Below are 20,666 nucleotides of genomic sequence, written 5' to 3' on the forward strand. Positions count from 1 at the left end.
ATGGAACGATTACAAAAGGTCCTGGCACACGCCGGGGTCGCATCACGCCGCCAAGCCGAAAAAATGATCACGAGTGGTCACATTCGGGTCAACGGGGCGGTCGTGACCGAACTGGGAACCAAGGTCGGGGTCCACGACGAGATTTCCGTGGACAACGTCCCGATCTCGAGTGAGGCGCCGGCGTACATCCTGCTCTACAAGCCGCGGGGCGTGATCTCGACGGCCAACGATGAGAAGGGCCGCAAAACGGTGGTCGACCTGGTCGAGGACGTGAAGCAACGCGTGTATCCCGTGGGCCGGTTGGACTATGACACGTCGGGTCTCCTGCTGCTGACCAACGACGGTGAGCTGGCGAACCGGTTGACCCACCCCAAGTACGAGGTCGAGAAGACTTACGTGGCACGGGTCACGGGGATTCCTAGCAACGACGCGATGCGCCAGCTGCGACGCGGGATCACGGTCGACGGCGAAGCCTATGCACCGGCTAAGCTCAAGCTCTTGAGCACCGATCATAAGAAGCAAACGGCCATCGTGCAGTTGACCCTGCATGAGGGAAAGAATCACGAGGTCAAGAAGATGTTGGCGGCCGTGGGCTGTCCCGTCGAGAAGCTGAAGCGGGAGCAGTACGGTTTCTTGACCCTGAAGGGCTTACAGACCGGGGATGCCCGGAATCTGAAACCGGAAGAGGTCAAGGAACTCCGGCGGTTGACCGGTTTATCCTAGTGGGATAATTGACAATCTTACTAAAAGTTAGTATATTGTGAGTGTACAAAAAAATTTATGGTTCATCTTCAGGGCAGGGTGCGATTCCCGACCGGCGGTAAAAGTCCGCGACCCGCGTGAGCGGTTGACCCGGTGTGACTCCGGGACCGACAGTATAGTCTGGTAGGCAGAAGATGAGACGTTGCTTTTTGCGTAACCCTACGTAAATCCAAGGTCTTGCCCTTCTGCGGCGGGACCTTTTTTGGTGTCGTCGCGAGATGGCCGCTAGGAGGAACAACTTATGGAAAATCGGCAACAGGGAATCAGCGTGCGTTCAATGGTGGAGATGGCACTCTTTGCCGGGGTGGCTTACGTGTTGATGTTTGTGTCACTCCCCATCATTCCCATCGTTCCGTACATGAAGCTCGACTTGAGCGACTTGGTCGTTTTGTTGGGAATGGGGCTGTTTGGCCCCGGGGGCGCCATCTTGATTGCCGCCGTGAAGGAACTGCTGTACTTCGTATCGACCGGACTCGACGTGGTCAACTTCATCGGAATCTTAACGGCCTTCATCGCGGACGTGGCTTATATTTTACCGATTCACTGGGTCTTGAAGGGGCAACCGACTAAGCTGAGCCGGCAGGTCGGCGCCATTCTGGTCGGGACGGCCAGCTTGACGGTGATCCTGTCGTTGGCCAATTGGGGCGTCATCACGCCGCTCTACCTGAAGGTCTGGGGGATGTCGCTGGGGTTACCGGTCAACCAACTGATCCTGCTCGGGGTGATTCCCTTTAACCTGATCAAGGGGCTGGTCCTGGGAGGTCTGTACATTCTCTTGAGTCGGCGCATGAGTGGGTGGATCGCCAAGCACCGGCAGGTCTGAGACCATTAAAACAATTATGCTAAACTTGAGAAACGGGGCCGCCGGTGACGGGGTCCCGTTTTCTTTTATGGTAAACTAACGGTATATCTGGCGAGGAGGACTTGGTCGTGGAACCAGCAGACTTATTACAATTACTGAGTGACCAGCAGGCTCGCCGACTCCGGGTCATTGAGAATCTCTTACGGGGTCGCCGGACGGTGTCGACCCTCTACTGGGGACTCCGGTACGACCTGCTGTACTTATTAGACTTGAACAAACACCTGCCGCGGGGCGGGTTGGACGCCGTTGCACACACGGTGGTGGCGAACGGCTGGGCGCAGTGGGGCTCGGATGAACAGCCCCAACTGCGTCTGACCAGTGCCGGGGTGCACGCGCGTGATCAGCGCCCGTACTACCAGCCGGGCGACGTAACCGCCTGGCCGTTACTGGACCTGAACGTGGCCCGGCAGCGCTTGTTGCTCGCGATTCAGGTGACCTCGGAATACGCCCACCAGACGAACCGCTACTACCCGCTGGCCGTTGACCAAGCGACCCGGCAGACCGTGCGGCGGTGGTTTTATCAGGTTCGTGACCCGGCGCTCCCGGCGCAAGTAGCCGCGGCACTGACGGCGACCTTAGCGACGCTCCCCCCGACCGTTGCGGCGGTCACGACGGCGGGGCTCACGGGCTACCAGCAGCCGGGGCAAACGACCCAACAATTGGCGGATCAGTTTGCCATCACGTCCTGGGAGGCGTATCTGATGCACGTCACGGCGGTCGTGGCCGTTGCCCAGGCGGCCCGCGACCCGCACCACGTCTTGGCCCCCCTGTTGGCGCCGACCTGGCAGTCGCCGGTCACCCGCAGCGCGCAGGCCACCCTGGCCACGGTAATGACCGGGACGCCCCTGGACCGGGTGGCCGCTGAACGGCACATCAAGCCCAGCACGGTCCGGGAGCACCTGCTCGAGGCGGCCATCATGCTGCCGCCGACGGCTTTACCGTACGACCGGCTGATTCCGGCCGCCGCCCGCCAAGCGCTGCTGGCGGCGTTGCCCCAGACCATCGACGACTGGGAGTATACGGCGTTGCCCGCCGAGCTTCAGGAGCGCTACGACTTTTTCACGTTTCGGCTATTGGCGATTTGGCAACATAAGCGGGGGGTGGACTAAGTGGTCCCATTGGAAACGAGTTTACAACAGTTATTCGGGTTTACGACCTTTCGCACGGGCCAACGCGCCGCGCTAACGGCCCTGGAGGCCGGGCAAGACACCCTGGCCGTGTTGCCCACCGGTGCGGGGAAGACCCTGATCTATCAACTATATGGTTACCGGCATCCGGGGTGCGTGGTCATCGTCTCGCCCTTACTGGCCCTGATGAACGATCAGGTCGACCGGATGCACGTGGCGGGGTTTCGACACGTGGCGGCCATCACGTCGCTGACCAGCTACGGGGAACGGCAGGCCATCCTGCAGCACCTGGGGGATTACCGTTTCTTGTTCCTATCCCCGGAGATGTTGGCGCAAGCGCCGGTGTTGACGCGCCTGCAGCAGGTCCCAATCAGCCTGTTCGTCATCGACGAGGCCCACTGTATCGTTCAGTGGGGGCCGGACTTTCGCCCCGAGTACCTCTTATTGGGGGCGATTCGAGCGAAATTACACGCGCCGTTGACCCTGTTACTGACGGCGACGGCCGACCACGCGACCCGGCACGAGATCAGTAAGCAGCTCCGGGTCCACCCCCAGGTCGTGGCGGAAACGGTCGACCGTCCGAACATCTTCTTGGACGTGGAGGCGGTCGCCAACGATGCGGAGAAGCAGGCCCGACTCCTCGAGCTGGTCACCCAGCTTCAGGGCCCCGGGGTCGTTTATTTTTCCAGCAAGCAATTGGCCAGTGAAACGGCGACGTGGTTGCGCGACCAGACGGGACTGCCCGTCGCCGCGTACCACGCGGGCCTGGCGAGCGAGGATCGCTTCAAGATCCAGCAACAGTTTATGCAGGGAGACTTGGCCGTCATCTGCGCGACCAGCGCGTTCGGCATGGGGATCGATAAGAACGATATTCGCTACGTGATCCACTACCATTTACCGGCCGACCTGGGGAGTTACGCCCAGGAGATGGGGCGGGCCGGTCGGGACGGTCAACCCAGCGTGGCCATTCTGCTGTACGCCGCGGGGGATGAACGTTTGCCCCAAGCGCTGAACCAGGCCAACCGGCCGGACGACGTCACGATTCAGCGCTTCTATCAGCAGCCCAGTCATTTCGACCCGGCAGAACCGGGCATCGCCTTACTGCAATTTTACCGGGCGCACGGGATCTCCGAACAAGCGGTCAGCGACCTTTTCGCCCGGCGCGAACGGGAGCGGGCCCAGGCGCTGGCCCGAATGGTGGCCTACGTGCACACCACGACGTGTTTACGGGCGACCTGGCTGACGGCCTTCGATGAGTCCGCACCGGCGCACCAGGCGACCTGTTGCGCGCCGGCCGGCCAGCCCCTGGACCTGGCCGCCCTGGGGCTGAAGCGCTCAGTCGTGGCCCCGACACCGGCGCCCGCCCGGGATTGGCGCCAACAGCTGACCCGACTATTTTATTGAATAATTAAGGAATTCACCGATTGTGTATGGTACAATTAGTTGGAAGTTTTTCAGGGAGGTTAGCAAGATGAGTCAGAAGCGTGATGAGCACACGACAAAGGAAGAAACGTCGCGACCATGGGAGCAATCGTTCGCCGATGATCGGGATGATCAAGGGAACTTGTCGCGGACCAAGATGCGGCGGCAAAACCATAGCAATACCATGGTCACGGTGATCCTGGTCGCCATCATTATCGTCATTGCGGCGGCTTCACTGGTTTACGGCCTCGCACGGCAGAGCTCGGTCAACCGTCCACAGAACACGGAGAAGGTGGCCGCGAGCTCATCTAGTTCGTCGAAGAAAGCGGCGACGAGCAAGAAGCCTCAGCACAAGACCAAGAAGACGACGACGTCGAGTCAGTCTAAAAAGTCCTCGACGACGGCCACAACGACTGCTAGCTCGACGGAAACGGCGGCTAGCAGTTCTTCGGCTACAACCGATTCGACGACCAGTAGTACGGCTAGCAGTAGCAGCGCCACCAGCAGTAGCAGCAGTTCCACGGCCGGGGCTAAGTACACGACGGTCGAGTCCGGCCAAGGGGTCTACCGGGTCGCTACGAACGCGGGCATCTCGGAACAAAAGCTGCTGGAGCTGAACGGGTTGTCCTCCGGGGCGACCGTTCATCCGGGACAGCGGTTGCGGATTCGTTAACGGGTCAATCACAGAATTTTTAAATAGGGAGTTCGATACAGCATGGATAAGCAAGGGTTACAGGTCGCCATCGACGGCCCAGCATCGGCCGGCAAGAGTACGGTCGCGAAGATTGTGGCACAACGGTTCAACTACATCTACTGTGATACGGGTGCTATGTACCGGGCCATCACGTGGAAGGCGCTCCAAGCGGGCGCTGACCTGGGGGACGAGGCCACCATTAAGCAACTACTAGATGCGATTACGATTCGCTTTGAGCCGGGGACCCCGGTCCAAAAGGTCTTCGTGGACGACACGGAAGTCACCCTCGCGATTCGGCAACCCGACGTGACCAATAACGTCTCCCAGGTGTCGGCGTTGCCTGCGATTCGGACGGAATTGACCGCCCGGCAGCGGCAGATCGCCGATGCGGGTGGCATCGTCATGGACGGCCGGGACATCGGCTCCACTGTATTGCCGCACGCCGAGGTCAAGATCTTCCTGGTCGCGAGCGTGGACGAACGGGCCCAACGCCGGTTAAAGGACAACGCCGCTAAGGGGATCCATACGCCCTTGGCAACGTTGAAGCACGAGATCGAGGAACGGGATCGCAAGGATTCCACCCGGAAGGTCTCCCCGTTGACCCAGGCGGCCGATGCGATTCGGTTGGATACCACGTCGCTGTCGATCGACCAGGTCGCGGATAAGATTGCTGAAATCATTCGTGAAAAAGAATTGCAAGAGAAATAGGCATTTTACTAGCTTTTATCACAATAATCAGATAAAATGGTGTTTAGAGTTGTCGCAAGGAGGAAATATTCGCATGAGTGAAAATGGCACGAGTCAAAACAATGATAACAACGATTTGCTGGACGCGTTGAACAACGTGGACAACGTGAAGGTTGGCGATGTCGTTAAGGGTGAAATCTTAGCCATCGACGATGACCAACAAGCAATCGTTGGGATCGGTGAAACTGGAATTGAAGGGGTCGTTCCCAAGAAGGAACTTTCCGCCAAGCCAGTTGATGATATTAAATCAGTAATTAAAGTCGGGGACGTCTTAGACCTCGTCGTAATTTCACGTATCGGTAACGATAAAGAAGGCGGGAGCTACCTGCTCTCACAACGTCGTTTGGAAGCCCGTAAGGTTTGGGACGACATTCAAAAAGAATTCGAAGCTGGCCACACGTTGACCGCACCCGTTACCCAAGTGGTTAAGGGTGGTTTGGTCGTTGATGCCGGTGTCCGGGGCTTTGTCCCAGCATCCATGGTTTCCGACCACTTCGTTGAAGACTTATCGCAATTCAAGGGCCAAACCCTTGAATTCAAGATCGTGGAAATCGAACCTAGCGAAAACCGTCTGATCTTGTCCCACCGGGCTATCGTTGAAAAGCAACGGGCCGCTCAACGGGAAGAAATCATGTCCAAGCTGCAAGCTGGTGACACGGTTGAAGGCAAGGTTGCTCGTTTGACGAACTTCGGGGCCTTCGTTGACCTCGGTGGCGTGGACGGCTTGGTTCACGTTTCTGAAATTGCTTACGAACGGGTTGAAAAGCCTAGTGACGTTCTGAAGGTTGGCCAAGACGTGAAGGTCAAGGTCTTATCCGTTGATCCAGAACGTGACCGGATTTCCCTGTCCATCAAGCAAACCTTACCAGAACCTTGGGATGGGATCGAAGAAAAGGCACCGCAAGGCAGCGTCTTAGATGGGACCGTTAAGCGGTTGACCAGCTTTGGGGCCTTTGTTGAAGTCTTCCCAGGCGTTGAAGGTCTGGTTCACATTTCCCAAATTTCTCACCAACACATTGCGACGCCAGCTGACGTCTTGAAGGTTGGTCAAGAGATCAAGGTGAAGGTCTTAGATGTTCGTCCAGACGATCACCGTTTGGCATTGTCCATCAAGGCCCTGGAAGAAAAGCCACAATCTGCTGACGACAACGAAGGTAACAGCAATGCTAACCGGAGTCGGAGTCGCAACAACGGTGGTTCTGCTAACCGTTCCCGTCGTAACAACCGGAACGCCGCAGAAACTTCAACGGCTAACGCCCCAGAAGAAAGCACCGGCTTCTCTTTAGGTGACCTGATCGGGGACAGCCTGAAAAAGGATATCGAAAACCAGGAAAACAACAACGACTAATTAAGTCGGTTTAAAGGGGTCTAGAGCGGAACTGTTAGTGGGTTGCGTTCTGGACCTCTTTTTGAAATCAATAACTTATGTCATAAAAAAGGAGGGATTTGCGATGGCTTATCCTGTTGTTGCAATTGTTGGGCGGCCAAACGTGGGGAAATCGACCCTGTTCAACCGGATCGCCGGTGAACGGATTTCCATCGTCGAAGATACGCCCGGCGTTACGCGTGACCGAATTTACGCGCCCGCTGAGTGGTTGGGGACGGAATTCCGAATGATTGATACCGGGGGAATTGACATGGGGGACGAACCGTTCCTCAGCCAAATCACCCAGCAAGCCGAAATCGCCATTGATGAGGCGGACGTGATCATCTTTCTGGTCAGTGCACCCGAAGGAATCACCGATGCCGATGAGAAGGTCGCGAAGATCCTGTACCGGTCGAAGAAGCCGGTTGTATTAGCCGTCAATAAGGCCGATAACCCCGAATTGCGGGAAACGGTCTATGACTTTTACGGGCTGGGCTTCGGCGATCCGTATCCCGTTTCGGGGGTCCACGGGTTGGGCCTCGGGGACCTGTTGGATGCCGTGATCAAGGAGTTCCCGGCCAAGGACGGCCGACCGCAGGACGATTCCATTCGGTTCAGCCTGATCGGCCGGCCGAACGTCGGGAAATCGTCGCTGGTCAACGCCTTACTGGGGGAAGACCGGGTCATCGTGTCGAACATCGCCGGTACCACGCGGGACGCGATCGATACCAAGTTCACGGCCGACGGGACTGACTTTACCATGGTCGATACGGCCGGTATCCGGAAACGGGGCAAGGTCTACGAAAACACCGAGCGGTACAGCGTCATGCGGGCCATGCGGGCCATTGACGACTCCGACGTGGTCTTGATGGTCATGAACGCCGAGGAAGGCATTCGGGAGCAAGACAAACGGGTCGCTGGTTACGCCCATGAAGCGGGTCGGGGGATCATCATTTTGGTCAACAAGTGGGACACCCTAAAGAAGGACAACCACACCCTGAGCGATTTCCAGAATCTGATCAGAGCGGAGTTCCAATACCTGAGCTACGCCCCGATCCTGTTCGTTTCCGCCAAGACGGGTCAACGGCTGGACCAGCTGCCAGCGTTGATCAAGCGGGTCTCGGCGAACCACAACCAGCGGGTCCAATCGGCCACGTTAAACGACGTGATCATGGACGCGATTGCCTTGAACCCGACGCCATCCGACAACGGCAAGCGGTTGCGGGTCTACTACGCCACCCAGGTGGCCGTGGCCCCGCCGACCTTCGTGGTCTTTGTGAACGATCCACAAATGATGCACTTCTCGTACGAACGGTTCTTGGAGAATCAGATCCGGGAACACTTCGATTTCGAGGGGACCCCGCTCCACCTGATCGAACGGGCCCGGAAGTAGTTCTCAGGCCCGCGAGACTAGCCTTTTGACCGAATCAGGGGTGAAATTTAGCAAAATCCCAAGATATTACCGGTTTATTGCTAAAAAATCGCGTTATCCCTTGTCATATAAGGCTTCCTGTGCTATCTTTGATAAAGAAATGATGTGGTTTTGCCACAATTGTTTCATCATTTTTGGACCACTCAAAAATGAACTAGATGGCCTACATCTAATCTTCTGTTCAGGAGGTGAATTCACAATGGCAAACAAAGCACAATTGGTTAGTGACGTTGCAACTGCAACGGGCTTAACTAAAAAGGACGCAACGGCTGCAGTTGACGCAGTCTTCGATTCTGTCCAAGCAACGTTAGCTAAAGGCGAAAAGGTTCAACTGATCGGCTTTGGTAACTTTGAAGTACGTGAACGTGCAGCTCGTAAGGGCCGTAACCCACAAACTGGACAAGAAATCCAAATTCCTGCAAGCAAAGTACCTGCCTTCAAGCCAGGTAAAGCTTTAAAGGACGCTGTTAAATAATTGATCTCAACTATTTAATAGATAAAGGGCCAGGACGGTACTTACCGGACTGGTTTTTTATTACCACAAAAATCATGAACCTTTCAGGAGGCGGGTCAGAACATGAGTTACGCACAGACAGCGTTAGATCAACTGGAAAAGGGGCAATTGGCCGAGTTTAAGCGGCAATACGCCCTGGCGCTCCGGCACGACGATGACGATACGCTCTTCAGCTTAGCCGAGGAGCTCTACTCACTGGGGTTTCTGAACCAATCACGCCGAATCTACGAAAAATTATTAACGAAGTATCCGGAGGAAGACGAGCTCCGGACCAATCTGGCCGACATCGCCATCGATGAGGACAAGGACGACGAGGCGCTCAACTACCTGAACCAGGTCAAGCCGACGTCGCCGGCCTACGTCGAATCCCTGATGGTGGCGGCCGACCTCTATCAGACCCAGGAACTCTTTGAGGTCAGTGAACAGAAATTACTGACGGCGAAAAAGTTGGCGCCCGACGAACCGGTGATCACCTTCGCGTTGGCCGAGTTATACTTCACCATGCGGGAATTCCGCAAGGCCATCCCGTTGTACCTGGACCTGATCACGGCCGGGACCACGGAGATGTCCAAGGTCAACCTGGTCGAACGGCTGGGGGTCGCCTACGCGAACGCCGGGCGGTTCGAACAGGCCATTGGGTATCTCAAGCAGATTCACTCGGGTGAGATGACCCCGGATGTGAAGTTCGAAACGGCCTTTACCTACCTGCAGCTGAAGGAGCGGCCGGCGGCGATTCGGCTCTTTACCGAGCTGAAGGAGACCGACCCGAACTACACGTCGTTGTACCCGTATCTGGGGCAGGCCCTCGAGGCCGAGAACCGGTTACCGGAGGCGTTAACGGCCCTGCAGGAGGGGCTGGGCGTCGACCAGTACAACGAGAAGCTGTGGCTTCAGGCGGCCCACGTGGCCACCCGGTTGGACAACGAGGACTTGGCCGAGAAGTACCTGAAGAAGGGCCATGAGCTGGACCACGACGACCTGAGTGCCGTGATCCAGTTGAGCAACCTGTACGTTAAGCAGGAGCGGTGGGACGATAACCGCGACCTGGTACAACCGTACATTCAGGAACAGAATACCGACCCGCAACTGTACTGGAACCTGGCGGTCACGGCCGAGCACCAGGAAGACTTTTCGGCGGCGCGGGCGGACTACGACGCGGCGGCGCCGTTCTTTATGGATCAGCCGGACTTCTTGAAGCCGGCCATCTACTTCTACCGGGAAGAGGGGGCGCGAGACCAGGTCTTGAAGTTGTTAAAGGCCTACGTGCAACTGGTCCCCGACGACGAAGAAATGGCCCTGATGCTGGAAAGCTATCAAACCGAATAACCTTGAAGAAGCGACCCTGGGGGGGCCGTTTTTTCTTTTAAAGGTCACACACAAAAATTACTTTAACTTATAGTCTCACAAAAAAAGCAGCCGCAAACCCCGCGGCTGCCAAAACCCCTAAGAGGGTCACCGGTGAAAAATCTTGCCCAGCCCGTGGTGGGGAATCTCGAACGAGAACCCTTCACCCAGTGCCTCGGTCACGCTGATGACCGAAACGAACGCGCGGATATCGTGCTTGTTGATGATGCGCCGGACCTGGTGTAATTCATGCGGAGAGACGACCACGTAGATCATCTTCCGGGGTTGGTGAGAATACCCGCCTTCACTGGTGATCAGGCTGACGCCCCGTTCCATCTGATCCATGATGTCGTTGGTGATGGCCTGGTAGTGTTCAGAGACGATGATGAGCCCCCGAGCGGCGTAGGCCCCGGCCTGCATAAAGTTCACGATTCGCGAGAAGATGTAGGAATAAATCAGGGTGTAGGACATGTGCCGGACGTCGATGTAGACCAGAGAGATCAAAAGAACGATGACGTCTAACCACAGCAACGTTTGTCCCATGGGGACGCCGCGGAAGCGCTCCATGATTCGGGCCACGATGTCCGTTCCCCCGGTGGTCCCGCCGTAACGGTAGAGGAGCCCGGAGCCACTCCCGCCCACGATGCCGGCGGCCAGTGAGGACAGGAGTAAGTCGTTGTGCAAATCGATGCTGATGGGGACCCGTTGCCAGATCCATAAGAATAAGGACAGCATCAGGGTTCCGTAAATCGTGTAGATCAGGGATTGTTTTCCTAGAAAACGCCACCCAATCAGGAGTAACGGTGCGTTGATCAGGATGGTCGAGTAGGCCGGGTCGAGGCCGAACAGGGCCCGGATAATCAGGGTGATCCCGGAGATCCCGCCATCGGCCAGGTGGTTGGCGATGTTGAAGACGACCAGGCTAAAGGCCATGGTCGCACAGCCAACCCCAATCATGACCAGGTCGACCAACTTGATGGATTCATCTTGAACTTGTGTCATTGTGTCCCCTCCAATATCAATAAAAGTCTTGAGACGTGAGGGTTGGGCTCTAGTTGACCCGCTTCTCAAAAATAAAACCAGAAGGTTAACTAGTTTTCCAATCGGAGTTTATGTTTCAAACTAATCTTGTCTCTTACCTATTCCATCATAGCATACCTCCGGGGGCTTCCGGGCGGAAACTGTCGGCGGGTCCACCGCTTAAAAATTCATTTCTCCCCGTGAATCTGGTAAACTGGAACCTGGAAGTTTATCACGATACGAATTGGGAGAAGGGAACGGCGCCATTGAAATTAGAACAGTTACCACAGGAATTTGAATTAGCGCGACCGGTCTTGCAAACCATCGAACGGGCAGGCTACGAGGCCTACTTCGTGGGAGGCAGTGTCCGGGACACGATTTTAGGCAAGGCGATTCACGACGTGGACATCGCGACCAGTGCCTATCCCGATGAAATCAAGCACCTGTTCAAACGCACCGTGGACACGGGTATTGAACACGGGACGGTCATGATTCTCGATCACGGGACGGGGTACGAGACCACAACGTTCCGGTCCGAGTCGACCTATACCGACTTTCGACGGCCGGATCACGTGACCTTCGTGCGGTCGCTGGCGGAGGACTTAAAGCGCCGAGACTTCACGATCAACGCGCTGGCCATGCGCGAAAACGGGGAGGTCATTGACCTGTTCGACGGGCTAACGGACCTCAAGCAGCGACGAATTCGGGCCGTGGGCAATGCCCAGGAACGGTTCCACGAGGACGCCTTACGGATGATGCGGGCCGTCCGCTTTGCCAGTCAACTGGACTTTACCATCGTGCCCGAGACGGCCGCGGCGATCGCCGCTCACGCGCAACTGTTGGCGAAAATCGCGGTCGAACGCACACAGGTCGAGCTGTTGAAGCTATTCACGGGAAAGGCCCCTCAGAGTGGCTTACAGCCCTTTTTAACGACCGGACTGTGGCAATACTGTCCCACGTTTAGCGACCACGAGGCGGCCTTGAAGGACGTTTGTCACCGGTTAACGACCGGCACTCCTGATGAGACGACGACCTGGACGCTGCTGGTGCGGGCCTTTGACCTTTCAGAAAGCGAGGTGGGGCCGTTTCTCAAGCAATGGAAGACCTCGAACCAGATAATCACGGCCGTTCAGACGGCGGCCCGTGCGGCAACGAGCTTGGCCACCGCGGACCTGGACGCCTGGCAACTCTACCAGTGTGGTGAGCAACTGCTGCCAGTGGCGAACAGTGTCGCGGTCATCTTAGGCGCACCGGACCGGGAGACGGCTTTGTTAGCGGCTTGGCAGGCACTCCCCATTAAGACCAAGAAGGCCTTGGCGGTGACCGGGCGGGACCTGATGCAGGCCGGGATTCAGCCCGGGCCCCAACTGGGCGACTTGTTGGCCCAACTGGAACACCAGGTCGTGACCAGCCAACTGCCGAACGACCGGGATCAGTTGATCCAACAGGCGCTGACCTTAGCGAATTTGAAATAAGAGAGTGACGATAACCTATGCAAACATTACGTGCAGAACACCTACACCGAACTTACGGAGAGAAGACCCTCTTCGATGATTTAAACTTTATTATTAACGAACACGACCGAATCGGGTTGATTGGGGTCAACGGGAGCGGAAAGACGTCTCTGCTGAACACCCTGGCTGGCGTGACCAACGATCAGACGGGCACCCTGACCACCCCCAAGGACTACACGATCGGCTACCTGACCCAAAAGCCCGCCCTGGACGAGGACTTGACGGTGATGGATGCCGTGTTCTCCGGGAACCAGACCGTTTTTAAAACGATTCGGCGCTACGAGGACGCCCTGGCGACTTACGGGCAGCACCCGGAGGACGCCAAGGCGCAGAAACGCTACATGGACGCCGAGGCCCAGATGAACGAAGAGGATGCCTGGACCGCCGAAAGCGACGTGAAGACGATCCTGACCCAACTGAAGATCACGGACCTGTCGCAATCGATCAAGACGCTGTCCGGGGGGCAGGTCAAGCGGGTCGGCCTGGCTCAGGTCCTGATCCAGTCGCCCGACCTGTTACTGCTGGACGAACCGACCAACCATCTGGACTTCGACTCCATCGCGTGGCTGCAGCAGTACCTGGCGACCTACAAGGGCGCGTTACTGGTCGTGACCCATGACCGGTACTTCCTGGACCAGATTGCCAACCAGATCTGGGAGTTAGACTTCGGGAAGCTGTACCAGTATCCCGGCAACTATCAAGCCTACGTTCAGGAAAAGGCGGAGCGGGTCAGTCAAGAGGCCGACGCCGAACAGAAGTCCAAGCGCCTGTACCAACAGGAACTGGCTTGGATGAAGGCCGGGGCCAAGGCCCGTTCGACCAAGCAAAACGCCCGGATCAACCGGTTCCACGAGCTGGCCAATCAACAGGGCACCCGGCAGGTTCAGCAGCACGTGGCTATTTCGTTGGGTCAACAACGGCTGGGTAAGAAGGTCATCGAGCTGAAGGATGCGAACCTTCAGTTGGGCGACCACGTGATTCTGAAGGACTTTAGTGACTTGATCCAGGGGGGCGAACGCATCGGGATCAGTGGTGAGAACGGTGCGGGAAAGTCCAGCCTGCTCAACGTGATTGCCGGGAAACTGCCCCTCGATTCGGGCATCATCGACGTCGGGGAGACCGTTAAAATGGCCTACTACACCCAACAGATCGAACCGATTCCCGACGATAAACGCATGATCAACTACCTGTCCGAAGTGGGGCAGAACGTGACCGATAAGCAGGGGAACTCCGTCAGCGTCACCGAATTGCTGGAACAATTCCTGTTCCCCCGGTTCATGCACGGGACCCTGATTCGCAAACTCTCCGGGGGTGAAAAACGCCGGCTGTACCTCCTGAAGCTACTGATGGAGCAGCCGAACGTGCTCCTTTTGGACGAACCGACCAACGATTTAGACATCAGTACACTGACCGTGTTGGAGGACTACATCGCCCAATTTGCCGGCACCGTCATCACGGTCTCCCATGACCGCTACTTCCTGGACAAAGTGGCCGACCGGTTGCTGATCTTTAACGGCAACGGACAAATCGCCCGGTACTCCGGTCAGTTTAGCGACTACCTGGCGGCCCAACAAGCGGCGACCAAGGCGGCGAAGACGACGGCGAAACCTAAGGCCAAGGCACAGGAGACGGCAACACCGGCCGCTCAGCCAACCCAAAAGAAAAAGGTCAAGCTGACCTATGCCGAACAGAAGGAATGGGAAGGCATCGAGGGCGAGATCGACGGCTTGGAATCCCAGAAGGCCGCCGTTCAAGCCGAGATGAATCAAAACGGGGCCAACTACGATAAATTAGCGGACCTCCAGCAGCAACTGGACGACTTGGATCACCAGCTGGATCAGAAGGTCGCTCGGTGGGAATACTTGAGCGAATACGCGGAAGATTAGGAGGCAACAGCTTTCATGTTAGAAGATGCATATTTAGACCTGGCACGGACGGTGCTGGAAACGGGACACCCCAAGACCGACCGCACCGGGACCGGGACGGTGAGTCTCTTCGGTTACCAGATGCGGTTCAACCTGCAAGAGGGGTTCCCGTTGTTGACGACCAAGAAGGTGCCGTTTGGCCTGATCAAGTCCGAACTGCTATGGTTTCTCCGGGGCGATACCAATATTCGTTTCCTGCTGCAGCACCACAACCACATTTGGGACGAATGGGCCTTTCAACGCTACGTAGCGAGTCCCGACTATCACGGCCCCGACATGCACGACTTTGGGCGGCGGTCGTTGGTGGACGCCGACTTTAACCAAGCGTATCAGGAACAAAAGAAGCTCTTTTGTGACCGGATTGTCAACGACGCGGCCTTCGCGGAGCAGTACGGTGATTTAGGCCTGGTGTACGGCAGTCAGTGGCGGGCCTGGCAGGGGCACAACGGGGAGACCATTGACCAACTGGCCAACGTGATCAAGACGCTGCGGACCCACCCCGATTCTCGGCGGATGATTGTTTCGGCGTGGAATCCCGCCGACGTGCCATCAATGGCGTTACCACCGTGTCACATGTTGTTCCAGTTCTACGTGAACGATGGCAAGCTCAGTTGTCAGCTCTATCAACGCAGTGCCGACATCTTCCTGGGCGTGCCGTTCAACATCGCGAGTTACGCGTTACTGACGTCGTTGATCGCCAAGGAAGTCGGCCTCGAGGTGGGCGACTTCGTCCACACGCTGGGGGATGCCCACATCTACAGCAACCATATCGAACAGGTCAAGACCCAGTTGGCACGGACGCCCAAGGCCGCCCCACAGCTGTGGTTGAATCCCGACAAGTCCAGTATCTTCGACTACGACATGCACGACATCAAGGTGACCGGGTACGACCCGGCGCCGGCCATTAAGGCGCCCGTCGCCGTTTAGGAGGAATCGTTCGATGCTGATTTTTCTCTGGGCCGAAAGTGAGGGCGGCGTGATCGGCTACCACGGTCACTTGCCCTGGCACCTGCCGGCCGACATGCACTTTTTTAAAACGCAAACGACGGGGCACACCGTGATTGCGGGGGCCAAGACCTTCGCCTCGTTCAAGCGCCCGCTACCGAACCGCCAAAACGTGGTGGTGAGTCACCGTCCGGCGTCGGCCTTCCCGGCTGGCGTGACGGTGCTCAATTCGTTGACGGCCGTGCGGCAATACGCGGCCGAACACGCGGCCGAAAAGCTGTTCGTGGTCGGCGGGGCGACCCTGTTTAGCGGGCTCGCGGCCGACGTGGATCAGCTGTACCGTACCCAGATCCACGCGACGTTCCCGGGCGATACCGTGATGCCCGCCATCGACTATACCCAGTTCGAACGAATCGGCCATCAGCCGGGGGTTCGGGATGAGCGGAACCCGTATGATTACGAATTTGATCAATTTCAGCGTAAAGGGTCGACTGAAGCGGCGGGTTCAAGCGACGCCCAATAGCCTACCAGTCTGACAAAAAACAGGAAGCGACCGCTCGGAAAAGGTGAGCAGTTGCTTCCTGTTTTCGTATTTTTCGGTTAGGCATCCCCAATGGTCGGGAACGCACGTAATTAAGTGACGCTGGCGGGAGAACGTGGTAGACTAACCCACCTAAGACTAGGCGTATAGCAGGATGGAGAAGTACATCAGCGCGGTCCCCAGCATCACGAACAGGTGCCAGATGACGTGGCCGAACGGGACGCCCTTGAAGCTGTACAGGACCGCCCCGGCCGTGAAGGCCACGCCGCCACCGAACAACAGGCCAAAGCCGATGGGCCCTAAGCCCAGGTACAGGGGTTTCATCCCCAGCAGGCACATCCAGCCCATCACCACGTAGATGATGGTGGAGAGCTTCTGGTGCTGATTCAGCCAAATGGCCTTGTAGACGATGCCCAGAATCGCCATCGCCCAGATGACGCCGAACATGGTCCAGCCCAGGGCGCCCTTGATGACCAGCAGGGTGTAGGGCGTATAGGTCCCAGCAATCAGCAGGTAGATGGCACAGTGATCGAAGATTTGAAAGACGTGGCTGGCCCGGGTGAAGACCAGGCTGTGAAAGAGGGTCGACGCGAGGTAGAACAGCACCATGATGGCGCCATAGATGGCAAAGGTCGTGATACGCAGGGCGCCCCCCTTGGCGACGGCCTGTAAGATCGACACGACCAGTCCGGCGATGCTTAACGCGGCCCCAATCCCGTGGGTCACGGCATTCAGAACTTCATTGACGATGCGATAGGAACGACTACGCGTAGTTGGCAAGAGATGGCCTCCTTATTTTCTCAAGCGTTTTGCTTGGGTTCAGCTGAAAAATTTACCTAATTCTGCTATACTGTTACCGTATGTTTCATCTACGTATATTGTAGCATAAACCAAATTTCTGGTCAGAAAGAGTGGGATCCCCATGGCTAACATCAAAATCGTCACGGATTCGTCTGCTGGGTTAACTGAGCAGCAGATCCAAGAGAATCACATTACGATCGTGCCGTTGACGGTCATGATCGACGACACCATCTACGTCGAACGTGAATCGATTTCTAACAAAGAGTTTATTGATAAAATGAAGACGGCAAAGACGCTGCCGAAAACGAGTCAGCCACCGCTGGGTTCCTTCGTCGAAACCTTCGATAAATTGGGCGCCGATGGCAGTAGTGTCATCTGCTTCACCATGCTGGAGGCCATCAGTGGAACCATCCACGCGGCCGAACAGGCGGCGAACCTGTCCAAGACCGACGTCACGGTCGTGGACAGTCAGTTCACCGACCAAGCCCTGGCCTTTCAGGTCATCGAAGCCGCGCAGCTAGCGGCCGCCGGTGCGGATAAGGCCGCCATCTTGGCGCGGGCCGAACAGGTCCGGGACAACACCCGGCTCTTCATGGGCATCGTCAACCTGGAGAACATCCTCAAGGGGGGCCGGCTAGGCCGGGCCGCCGGGATGTTAACGACGTTACTGAACATCAAGGTCGTTTTACAGGTGACCGGGGGCGAACTCAAGATTCGGGCCAAGGGCCGTGGGATGAAGACCATCGATAAGTACTTTGATAAGGTGTACGAGCAGATCAAGCAGACACCGAACATCAAGGCGATCGGGATTTCCCACGTTGAGGCCTTCGACAGCATCGACAAGATCCAGTCGCACCTGAGCATCCTGTTACCGGGGATGCCGGTCCTAGTCAGAGAGACGGTCCCCATCATTGCGACCCATGGTGGCATGGGCGCCTTCGCGTTGATGTATTACACGGATCCAACTAAATAAGCACGCGGAATCACGGAAAAGGGGTGGCGACGTCACCGCTTTTTCTTTATACGGAGAGGAAAATTGGGATGAAAAATATTAAGACGTTAGGGAAGGTCCTGGGAGTGGCCTTACTCGCGGTCGTGGCCGTATTGGCCGTATTGACGTACTGGCATCCGGGGACCCGGACGCTCAAGACCACGACGGTCACCACGACCGACCGCCGCTCGACCGTGCGGCTGGTGGCGTTGGGGGATTCGTTGACCCAGGGGGTCGGGGACCAGAAGAATCATGGCGGCTACACCGGACGGATCAAGACGATGGTCCACCAGCAAGATAAAGTCAAGGTCATCATGCACAACTACGGGTTAGCGGGTGACCGCAGTGACCAGATCGAAAAGCGGCTGGTCAACAGCACCGAGCAGCAAAAACAGGTGCGGCAGGCGCAAGCCATCACCCTGACCGTGGGGGGCAACGACCTATTACAGACGCTCACGAAGAACGTCACCATTAATCAGCAATCACGGTTGGACCGGCAACTGGACCAGGCGGAACGGGCGTACGGTCAGAAGCTGCAGAGCCTTCTGAGTACCATTCGCCGGTATAACGGCAAGGTGCCCATCTTCCTGTACAGCATCTATAATCCGATCTACGTCTACTTTGCCAATCTCGACCAGATCACGAACGCGGTCGATGATTGGAACGCGGTGACCGTCAAGACCGCCAAACGCTACCAGAGTCTGTACGTGGTGGACATCAACCGGGACCTGTCAGTCGGGCAATTCCGGTCGGTCACCCAGCAGGCTAAGTTGAAGCGCGCGGCGCAGAAGAGTAACGACGGCCAGCTGTCGACGGAATCCTTCCAGAAGCAGATCTTGGCGACCGACGCCAATAAGGAACTGAACAACTACCTGTCACCGGCCGACCATTTCCACCCGAACGCCAAGGGGTACCGGCTGATGACGCAGAAACTGTTCGAACAGATGCAAGCGCACCAACAATGGTTAAAGAAATAAGGGGGAAATTTGCATGCAACGACACACAGAATCAACGACCCCAACGCGGAACTGGTGGAAAACCGGCTTCATCACCCTCATCGCGGTGCTCGTGGTGGGATTTCTCGTGACGATCTTTCTCGCGACCCGACCGGTGAAGGTGGCGGCGACCGCCCAACCGGCCGCCCAGAGCACCAACATCAACGTGACCCTGAACAAGCAACAGGTCAACGCCCTGGCGGACTACTACGTCAATAAGTCCCTGAAGAACCAGGCGATGAAGTACCGCTTTCAGGTCGCGGACCACGCGATGCTGACGGGGTCCACCGAGGTCTTGGGCGCCCACGTCAACTTTTCGCTGATGTTTAACCCGACGGTCCTGGCAAACGGCGACGTGAAATTGACGGCCCAGAAGCTGTCCATCGGGTCGTTACCGGTCCCGGTCAGCTTCGTGATGACCTACGTCGCCAAGAATTACCCGCTGCCCAAGTGGGTGGCCATGGACAGCGGTCATAAGACCATGACCCTGCACCTGACGGCCATCGGGAACGGCAAGAAACTCTCGTACGCCGCGAAGACCATCGACCTGTCCGGAAAGGGCAAGTTCGTGTTCCAGGCGCGGATTCCGAAAAATTAAGGAGGCATTGGATGCTCAAAACGTTTTATCAATTTTTAATGACGCAACGCAATCCGGAAAGCTATGATCCGGTGGCGACGTTTGCCAACAACGCCTTTTACGATAGCGCGTTTCCCAAGCAGGAGACCGACTTCGAGACGCTGTCCAAGTACCTTGAAGAAAACGCCAGCTACCTGCCGTCCATGACGATCTTTGACGACGCGTGGCGGCTCTACCAGGATTTCCTGGCCTAAACTAAGGAGGCAATTATGAGTACCATTCAATGGTTGAGTGGTACTACGTACTAACTATAAAGATAAAACATGAATTTAAATTGACAAAAAAGCCTGCTATAGCGGGCTTTTATATTGCCTATTTTGAGAGTTGAAAAATTGTAGTAGATCTGTGCAGTTAGGTATATTAAGCAATGCTTATCAATGATTAGCAGAATAGGGCACAAAATTGGGCACATGAATTTATTGAATGGACATATCTTTAAGATTATGAAGAGACTAAAAAATGTGATTTATCCGTTTGAGGAAAAATCACATTTTTACTTTTCTGACAGTATGTCAATCAACTTTTCAAGAGTTTGAAGTGCTTCTTTATCAGTGATTAATGCTAATTTCCCTTCAATGCGTTTTTGAATTTGTTTATCATCCGTAAACGTAAACAAATCTGTGTAATTAACGCCTAAGGCCTTTGTAAGCTTATCCAGAGTTTCTAATCGTATGTTAGTTCGAAAACCTCTTTCAATGCGAGAAATTACTGAAGAATCAATATTAGCACGTTCCGCTAGTTGTTCTTGTGTCAACCCGTTTGCTTGTCTAAGTTGAAGTAATCGATGTGCTACTTTGTTACCTATGCTGTCTTTCTCCATTATTGATGATCGCCTCCCGCTCTCTTAAGCCTATAAGATTAGGAAAAACGATTACAGGGACTTTTAGCCTATAATTTTACAAAATGTTGACTTATTGACATCATTAATGTTATGCTCTTACCGTAAAATATAATTATTTATTAACATGTGATTCAAGTTAAGATATAATTAATTTGTGTGTTTATGTACAATGTTAAGTAATTACAT

General features: G+C 55.9%; 21 protein-coding genes and 1 riboswitch. Of the genes, 18 read left to right on the forward strand and 3 right to left on the reverse strand.

Annotation, left to right across the window (positions count from 1 at the left end; all coding sequences use genetic code 11):
• The 10 genes from FD37_RS02170 to FD37_RS02215 all read left to right on the forward strand — a co-directional run bounded on the left by FD37_RS02170 (window position 1) and on the right by FD37_RS02215 (window position 10,252).
• On the forward strand, window positions 1-723 hold the full coding sequence (locus tag FD37_RS02170) for a pseudouridine synthase (RefSeq protein ID WP_056963110.1): 723 nt from the start codon (window positions 1-3) through the stop codon (window positions 721-723).
• A 60-nt stretch (window positions 724-783) separates the two neighbouring features.
• Window positions 784-902: riboswitch (FMN riboswitch) on the forward strand.
• Between the two features lie 101 nt (window positions 903-1,003).
• Window positions 1,004-1,585: an ECF transporter S component gene (locus FD37_RS02175; RefSeq protein WP_056963112.1), complete on the forward strand. Its 582-nt coding sequence runs from the start codon at window positions 1,004-1,006 to the stop codon at window positions 1,583-1,585.
• A gap of 107 nt (window positions 1,586-1,692) precedes the next feature.
• The gene (locus FD37_RS02180; protein ID WP_056963114.1) at window positions 1,693-2,733 is read left to right on the forward strand and encodes a helix-turn-helix domain-containing protein; all 1,041 of its coding nucleotides are present in this window, start codon (window positions 1,693-1,695) and stop codon (window positions 2,731-2,733) included.
• Complete coding sequence (locus tag FD37_RS02185; protein ID WP_056963115.1) at window positions 2,734-4,155, forward strand: RecQ family ATP-dependent DNA helicase; 1,422 nt, start codon at window positions 2,734-2,736, stop codon at window positions 4,153-4,155.
• Between the two features lie 67 nt (window positions 4,156-4,222).
• Complete coding sequence (locus FD37_RS02190) at window positions 4,223-4,846, forward strand: LysM peptidoglycan-binding domain-containing protein (RefSeq protein WP_056963117.1); 624 nt, start codon at window positions 4,223-4,225, stop codon at window positions 4,844-4,846.
• 42 nt (window positions 4,847-4,888) lie between these two features.
• Window positions 4,889-5,575 (forward strand): (d)CMP kinase, encoded by a 687-nt coding sequence (gene cmk, locus FD37_RS02195; protein ID WP_045807838.1) that lies wholly within the window; start codon window positions 4,889-4,891, stop codon window positions 5,573-5,575.
• Between the two features lie 73 nt (window positions 5,576-5,648).
• Window positions 5,649-6,962: a 30S ribosomal protein S1 gene (rpsA, locus tag FD37_RS02200; protein WP_045807837.1), complete on the forward strand. Its 1,314-nt coding sequence runs from the start codon at window positions 5,649-5,651 to the stop codon at window positions 6,960-6,962.
• Window positions 6,963-7,065: 103 nt separating this feature from the next.
• On the forward strand, window positions 7,066-8,373 hold the full coding sequence (der, locus tag FD37_RS02205) for a ribosome biogenesis GTPase Der (protein WP_056963119.1): 1,308 nt from the start codon (window positions 7,066-7,068) through the stop codon (window positions 8,371-8,373).
• A 238-nt stretch (window positions 8,374-8,611) separates the two neighbouring features.
• Entirely contained in the window at window positions 8,612-8,887 is a 276-nt protein-coding gene (locus tag FD37_RS02210) for an HU family DNA-binding protein (protein WP_011667553.1), read from the forward strand.
• A 102-nt stretch (window positions 8,888-8,989) separates the two neighbouring features.
• Complete coding sequence (locus FD37_RS02215; protein WP_056963122.1) at window positions 8,990-10,252, forward strand: tetratricopeptide repeat protein; 1,263 nt, start codon at window positions 8,990-8,992, stop codon at window positions 10,250-10,252.
• Window positions 10,253-10,378: 126 nt separating this feature from the next.
• Here FD37_RS02215 and FD37_RS02220 read toward each other — a convergent pair whose 3' ends face one another.
• Window positions 10,379-11,272, reverse strand: a complete 894-nt coding sequence (locus FD37_RS02220; RefSeq protein WP_056963124.1) for a YitT family protein — start codon at window positions 11,270-11,272, stop codon at window positions 10,379-10,381.
• A 284-nt stretch (window positions 11,273-11,556) separates the two neighbouring features.
• On the opposite strand from FD37_RS02220, the gene FD37_RS02225 reads away from it, so the two are divergent.
• From FD37_RS02225 to FD37_RS02240, 4 genes are read left to right on the forward strand one after another with little or no spacing between them, the layout of a single operon-like run.
• Window positions 11,557-12,765 carry a CCA tRNA nucleotidyltransferase gene (locus FD37_RS02225; protein ID WP_056963126.1) on the forward strand — a complete coding sequence of 403 codons (1,209 nt, stop codon included), beginning with the start codon at window positions 11,557-11,559 and terminating at the stop codon, window positions 12,763-12,765.
• 17 nt (window positions 12,766-12,782) lie between these two features.
• Entirely contained in the window at window positions 12,783-14,690 is a 1,908-nt protein-coding gene (locus FD37_RS02230; RefSeq protein ID WP_045807832.1) for an ABC-F family ATP-binding cassette domain-containing protein, read from the forward strand.
• 15 nt (window positions 14,691-14,705) lie between these two features.
• Window positions 14,706-15,656: a thymidylate synthase gene (locus FD37_RS02235; RefSeq protein WP_056963127.1), complete on the forward strand. Its 951-nt coding sequence runs from the start codon at window positions 14,706-14,708 to the stop codon at window positions 15,654-15,656.
• A 13-nt stretch (window positions 15,657-15,669) separates the two neighbouring features.
• The gene (locus FD37_RS02240; RefSeq protein WP_045807830.1) at window positions 15,670-16,197 is read left to right on the forward strand and encodes a dihydrofolate reductase; all 528 of its coding nucleotides are present in this window, start codon (window positions 15,670-15,672) and stop codon (window positions 16,195-16,197) included.
• A gap of 156 nt (window positions 16,198-16,353) precedes the next feature.
• Here FD37_RS02240 and trhA read toward each other — a convergent pair whose 3' ends face one another.
• The gene (trhA, locus tag FD37_RS02245) at window positions 16,354-16,995 is read right to left on the reverse strand and encodes a PAQR family membrane homeostasis protein TrhA (RefSeq protein ID WP_056963129.1); all 642 of its coding nucleotides are present in this window, start codon (window positions 16,993-16,995) and stop codon (window positions 16,354-16,356) included.
• 142 nt (window positions 16,996-17,137) lie between these two features.
• Between trhA and FD37_RS02250 the strand changes: the two genes are divergently transcribed.
• The 4 genes from FD37_RS02250 to FD37_RS02265 all read left to right on the forward strand — a co-directional run bounded on the left by FD37_RS02250 (window position 17,138) and on the right by FD37_RS02265 (window position 19,833).
• Window positions 17,138-17,989 carry a DegV family protein gene (locus FD37_RS02250; RefSeq protein ID WP_056963131.1) on the forward strand — a complete coding sequence of 284 codons (852 nt, stop codon included), beginning with the start codon at window positions 17,138-17,140 and terminating at the stop codon, window positions 17,987-17,989.
• A gap of 68 nt (window positions 17,990-18,057) precedes the next feature.
• A complete protein-coding gene (locus FD37_RS02255; RefSeq protein ID WP_056963133.1) occupies window positions 18,058-18,984 on the forward strand; it encodes a GDSL-type esterase/lipase family protein in 927 nt (308 codons plus the stop codon).
• A 13-nt stretch (window positions 18,985-18,997) separates the two neighbouring features.
• Window positions 18,998-19,600: a YpmS family protein gene (locus FD37_RS02260; RefSeq protein ID WP_045807826.1), complete on the forward strand. Its 603-nt coding sequence runs from the start codon at window positions 18,998-19,000 to the stop codon at window positions 19,598-19,600.
• Window positions 19,601-19,611: 11 nt separating this feature from the next.
• Window positions 19,612-19,833 carry a YozE family protein gene (locus tag FD37_RS02265; RefSeq protein WP_045807825.1) on the forward strand — a complete coding sequence of 74 codons (222 nt, stop codon included), beginning with the start codon at window positions 19,612-19,614 and terminating at the stop codon, window positions 19,831-19,833.
• Window positions 19,834-20,132: 299 nt separating this feature from the next.
• Here the strand turns inward: FD37_RS02265 and FD37_RS02270 are convergent, their stop codons facing one another.
• Entirely contained in the window at window positions 20,133-20,459 is a 327-nt protein-coding gene (locus FD37_RS02270) for a helix-turn-helix domain-containing protein (RefSeq protein ID WP_056963135.1), read from the reverse strand.
• Window positions 20,460-20,666 lie beyond the last annotated feature (207 nt).

The organism is Levilactobacillus spicheri DSM 15429 (assembly GCF_001435095.1).
Lineage (GTDB): Bacteria > Bacillota > Bacilli > Lactobacillales > Lactobacillaceae > Levilactobacillus > Levilactobacillus spicheri.

Coding starts and splice junctions, on each gene's coding strand:
- FD37_RS02210 (WP_011667553.1), top strand. CDS start 8,612: ATGGCAAACAAAGCACAATTGGTTAGTGACGTTGCAACTGCAACGGGC.
- FD37_RS02170 (WP_056963110.1), top strand. CDS start 1: ATGGAACGATTACAAAAGGTCCTGGCACACGCCGGGGTCGCATCACGC.
- FD37_RS02230 (WP_045807832.1), top strand. CDS start 12,783: ATGCAAACATTACGTGCAGAACACCTACACCGAACTTACGGAGAGAAG.
- FD37_RS02255 (WP_056963133.1), top strand. CDS start 18,058: ATGAAAAATATTAAGACGTTAGGGAAGGTCCTGGGAGTGGCCTTACTC.
- FD37_RS02235 (WP_056963127.1), top strand. CDS start 14,706: ATGTTAGAAGATGCATATTTAGACCTGGCACGGACGGTGCTGGAAACG.
- FD37_RS02215 (WP_056963122.1), top strand. CDS start 8,990: ATGAGTTACGCACAGACAGCGTTAGATCAACTGGAAAAGGGGCAATTG.
- FD37_RS02190 (WP_056963117.1), top strand. CDS start 4,223: ATGAGTCAGAAGCGTGATGAGCACACGACAAAGGAAGAAACGTCGCGA.
- FD37_RS02270 (WP_056963135.1), bottom strand. CDS start 20,459: ATGGAGAAAGACAGCATAGGTAACAAAGTAGCACATCGATTACTTCAA.
- FD37_RS02175 (WP_056963112.1), top strand. CDS start 1,004: ATGGAAAATCGGCAACAGGGAATCAGCGTGCGTTCAATGGTGGAGATG.
- cmk (WP_045807838.1), top strand. CDS start 4,889: ATGGATAAGCAAGGGTTACAGGTCGCCATCGACGGCCCAGCATCGGCC.
- FD37_RS02220 (WP_056963124.1), bottom strand. CDS start 11,272: ATGACACAAGTTCAAGATGAATCCATCAAGTTGGTCGACCTGGTCATG.
- FD37_RS02250 (WP_056963131.1), top strand. CDS start 17,138: ATGGCTAACATCAAAATCGTCACGGATTCGTCTGCTGGGTTAACTGAG.
- FD37_RS02265 (WP_045807825.1), top strand. CDS start 19,612: ATGCTCAAAACGTTTTATCAATTTTTAATGACGCAACGCAATCCGGAA.
- FD37_RS02240 (WP_045807830.1), top strand. CDS start 15,670: ATGCTGATTTTTCTCTGGGCCGAAAGTGAGGGCGGCGTGATCGGCTAC.
- rpsA (WP_045807837.1), top strand. CDS start 5,649: ATGAGTGAAAATGGCACGAGTCAAAACAATGATAACAACGATTTGCTG.
- der (WP_056963119.1), top strand. CDS start 7,066: ATGGCTTATCCTGTTGTTGCAATTGTTGGGCGGCCAAACGTGGGGAAA.
- FD37_RS02260 (WP_045807826.1), top strand. CDS start 18,998: ATGCAACGACACACAGAATCAACGACCCCAACGCGGAACTGGTGGAAA.